3 protein-coding genes are annotated in these 4,241 nt (G+C 48.1%); 1 reads left to right on the top strand and 2 read right to left on the bottom strand.

From position 1 onward, the window contains the following. Window positions 1-360: 360 nt before the first annotated feature. Both orn and HMPREF1257_RS11585 read right to left on the bottom strand, forming a co-directional pair. Window positions 361-735, bottom strand: coding sequence for an oligoribonuclease (orn, locus tag HMPREF1257_RS11675; protein ID WP_198010525.1), 375 nt, complete (start codon window positions 733-735; stop codon window positions 361-363). A gap of 324 nt (window positions 736-1,059) precedes the next feature. Beyond that, the gene (locus tag HMPREF1257_RS11585) at window positions 1,060-2,904 is read right to left on the bottom strand and encodes a hypothetical protein (protein ID WP_023025533.1); all 1,845 of its coding nucleotides are present in this window, start codon (window positions 2,902-2,904) and stop codon (window positions 1,060-1,062) included. 76 nt (window positions 2,905-2,980) lie between these two features. Between HMPREF1257_RS11585 and HMPREF1257_RS11575 the strand changes: the two genes are divergently transcribed. Then, window positions 2,981-4,194, top strand: a protein-coding gene (locus HMPREF1257_RS11575; RefSeq protein WP_232208497.1) for an IS3 family transposase whose coding sequence is annotated in 2 segments (ribosomal slippage) — window positions 2,981-3,254 and window positions 3,254-4,194 — 1,215 coding nt in all. Because the reading frame shifts where the segments join, the coding sequence is not laid out codon by codon here. Window positions 4,195-4,241 lie beyond the last annotated feature (47 nt).

The raw sequence follows: 4,241 nt of genomic DNA, 5'->3' as shown, positions 1-4,241 counted from the left end.
AACAAGCCATCAACCAAATGGCCGTAGCCTTTCCCGCCCGCTTCGACAAATACCTATAAACCTAGCCCCACACACAAACAACTTGACACGCTCAGGGTTAGGACCGTACTAGAGGCGCTGTTTGCGCCTTCACCCCCAGACGAACATGCGCCAAGTACGATGGTGCTTCAAAATGCAATGATTGTAGTACCGATCTTTTCGCTTCATGAGAGACTCCTTTCTAATGAAGGAAATGAGAGATTGGATCTATTACACCCTGCAGCGCTTCATTGCAGACAACTCGGATTCCGCGTTTTGCTAGAACATTGAGAGTATTTCTGAAGCTCAAACCGCACTGTAGCTGCACAAAGTATTACTGTGTCAGCTTTCCACTGTAAGGAAATGTTTCCTATAAAAACGCAGCTCATCAATAGATTCGCGAATATCTCCTAGCTCACGATGCGCAAATACTTTTTGGGGAACATTGGCGAAGCCTCCTGGAGCCCATAATCGCATTAGTTCTTTAAGGGTAGAAACATCAATCATCCGATAATGGAGATTCTCATCTACTTGCGGCATAAAGCGGCGCAGAAAGTTCCTATCTAAGGTAATGGAATTACCAGCCATGATTACTTTTTCTTCAGAGCTAAAATGCCTATCCATATAATCCAACACTGCTCGTTCTGCTTCTCGCAGTGATACTGAGCTCTGCTGAACTTCTTCGATGAGCCCAGAGGTGGTATGCATTTCTTTCACAACCCTAGGCATCTATTCTAAGGAACTATGAGGAGCATGGATAACAATATCTACTCCTTCGTCGATCTCCCTTAATTGACTATCAGTAACTAGCGCAGCGACTTCAAGTAGCTCACACCGGAGTTCATCTAGTCCCGTGGTTTTTACGTCGATCCATAGGAATCGATCGATCCCATCAGGCGATACATTTGCACACATAAAAATACCTAACTTTGATACAGAATTTAGCTTCATCCACCCCACTCTTGGGTGGTCTTCGAAAGCGTAGCAAAGCGGTTGGACACGAGAGAAGGATCGCTGAGTCAGCCGAGATGCCAGCTCAAACTAGTCTCGTTTCGAACCAAAGCCCTCGCGAAACTTTCCCCATTTATTTCTTAAAATGGGCCAGCGTTTTTGCAAAAACCTTTGCAAAACGAACATGACTACCATTAACGCGGCGCCCAACTCAAGAGAAATTATAAACGCGCCCCGTGGAGAAGTAGGCTCTTCTGAAGAAATGTCCAAGAAACCTGGTACGGCTAAGACGGCGGCCAGAAAAGCTAAAATAATAGTCCAAAAGTTAAAACGCTCATGCTCCTTTTCTTGATGCTCATTTCTTCGTGCTTCATATATGTTGGAATAAATGTCTTGCCTTAACGTGATTTCATTTTCAATATCTCGATAAATAATATCGAGATCGGTCGCTTTCCTAATCGATCGCATCACGCGGGTATCCGTATGGTACTTTGGCACCGCATCTACCCAAAGGCGATCTCTTATGCGGACAAAGTGTGCTTGAATGCTCTGAAAATTCTTCACCTGAAGATTCAGTTTTTCCATATATTTTTTCTCTGAACGCTCACCAACATTGATAACGTCAGTAAATTCAATTTCTCGTAGGGCGCCCGAGAGCTTTGCTAAACTCACATGTGCCCGCATCACCAGCATGATCAAATCCACATAGCGGGTATGTGCCAAACCGAAATATTTCAAATCGTCGCGCGTTTGAGCTACCTTTCTAACAAAGGCGACGCCGGTCTCTTCAGAGATAGTATCCCAGAATAAAAAGTGCCCCACCTTATCTTCCGGTGGCTCGGCATAAAAATCTGGAACACCATCGACAAAGTTGTCTGTGCCAGTTGCAAGTATCCATGACCAAATATGCCTAGCAGACCACCCTTGTGATGGTTGGCGCTGATCAGAGTTAGAAGGCGAGTCAAGCTGCTCGCCTTCTACCTCAAATATTTTTCTATACACGTCTGGAAGTCGCGGTTCATCGATATAAGGCAAGGCAACCACAGAACGTATTGGTTGCATTTGAGGAATATGTGCATTAGCCGCGCTACCGGTTCGTGGAATCCCTAGTTCGATTACTGAGGACCTGGTAATCAGCTTCTTTTTCTTGTCTTTAGATGGCGTAATTAACCCGGCTTGCACAAAAGCTTCATAAACAACTTCCATACACGCTTGAAGCAACTCACTGTCATTAATCGTGAGTGATGTAGCTTCAGAATCGGATTTTCCAAGCCATACGGTATTTCGCGGCCTATTAAGCGCACGAGAAATTGCGTTCAATGAATCGGAGTCAACATTTTCCGCTACTACCGTTAATGCAAGGAAACGATTAATCATCGTTTGGTTTTTGCAACTATTTAGAGACCCGCTTTTGTCCTCATCGGTGGCTCCAAATTCCATTGGGGCTGGGTCTTCAAATTGCGAAAAGTCCAGTGACTTCAGCATCACAGACCCGAACTCCTCTTTAAGTTCTTCGGAATTCAGCGTGTACTCATGATTGTCATTATCCCGCGGACTTGTTTGGTAGCCGAAGGTCCGCCACTTAGTGGCCTGACCTCGAAATGTGGGCGCTTTCGTGAAATCTATCGAGTAAAAAGCGGCACGTTGTTTTTCTTCGAATTCTGAAGACTGCTTATTGCGGTCACTTTGGTCCGCCCACTCTGCCCCGACAGAGCCGCCTACGACATCCGTATACCGCCTAGACGCGCTTTCATAGAATACCTTTGGCGCTTCGTCACCGTGCTCGAATGCTAGATAATGCCGGTATTCCTGTCCCTCGTTGTTGAGGTCGTCTTTTGGGGCTCTCAGGTCCTCTTGAACCTGTGGCACAGACCAAGCTTTGGAACGTTCATCAGCGAGGTCATGACGTTTCTTTTTCGGATCCTGCGTAGGCATAACAAATTGCCGGATCTGAGGTTACCCTCGTTTAGTGGACACCCGATTAGTGCGGATCTTGTGTCCGTAGGAGAGGATGTTCATTGTGAGTTCGTCAAGGAAGAAGTACACCCCGGAGTACCGGCAGGAGGCCGCCAGACTGGTCATTGAGTCTGGGCGCCCAATCGCTCATGTGGCTAAGGAAATTAGCGTATCAGCCACAATTTTAGGCAGGTGGGTCAAACTTGAGCGGGAACGCCAAGGCTCGGTAGATGGCCGCAGTGATGCCGATATACGAGCCGAAAACGCTCGCCTGCGTCGTGAGTTAGCTGAGGCCAAGATGGATAATGAGTTCTTGTCAAAAGCCACCGCCTTCTTCGCTGCGAAGCAACGCGATCGGAAAAATTTGAGCTAATGCAGCAGGAGAAGGCGAACTACAGCATCAAACGAATGAGCAGGTTATTAGAGGTTTCTCGTTCTGGCTACTATAAATGGCAAAAGGCTCAAGCAGTACGGCTTCGTGGTGAAAATCAGCGTCAGAGATTCCTCGACCAGTTAGACAGGAAAATTCATGACATCTGGGAAGATTCTGACGAAGTCTACGGTGCCCCACGGATTACTGCAGAACTCGCCGAGGGTGGGGTCTATGTGAATCGCAAAACCGTGGCCAAACGCATGCGGATGATGGGTATTGAAGGCATCTCACCCAGGGCGTTTGTTCCCGTAACGACGATTCAATCCAAGCGGAAGTCAACGCTTCCAGACCTAGTGAAACGCCTATTTGATCAAGGGCAGCTTAATCGAGTGTGGATGTCGGATATTACCTATCTACGCACGAATGAGGGCTGGCTGTACCTATGCGTTATCCGCGATGGACACTCCCGCCGAGTCCTAGGCTGGTCCATGGATAGTGTGCAGGATTCTTACCTAGTTGAACGTGCACTGCGCATGGCTTACACCCTGCGTGGTGAAGTACCCGACGGCGTGGTCTTCCACGCCGATCGTGGTACCCAGTTCACCAGCGAACAGCTGTGGCAGGTCTGTCAAGAACTAGGGATTGCACAATCGGTCGGCCGTACTGGTGTCTGCTTTGACAACGCGATGGCCGAGTCGTTCTGGTCGACATTGAAGACCGAATTTTACGATCGGAAGGAATGGCGAACCCGCAACGAAGCCCGGAAGGCGGTGGCTCGCTGGATTGAGATTGTCTACAACCGGCGCCGTCGCCACTCGTCCATCGGGATGGTAAGCCCCGTCGATTTCGAAGCCCAGCTCGCTGATCAAAATGGTAATAAGAAGGCCGCTGCTTAACCCCTAAGCAGCTTAACTACGTGTCCACGATTTGCGGGCAACCCCAG

The sequence above is a fragment of the Corynebacterium sp. KPL1814 genome, from assembly GCF_000478175.1.
Classification (GTDB): Bacteria; Actinomycetota; Actinomycetes; order Mycobacteriales; family Mycobacteriaceae; genus Corynebacterium.
The sequence above is the reverse complement of the archived record's forward strand: the minus strand, read 5'-3'. Positions and strand labels throughout refer to the sequence as shown.

What these genes read in the sequence shown, in the direction of transcription:
- HMPREF1257_RS11585 (WP_023025533.1), bottom strand. Translation starts at nt 2,904, where the DNA reads ATGCCTACGCAGGATCCGAAAAAGAAACGTCATGACCTCGCTGATGAA.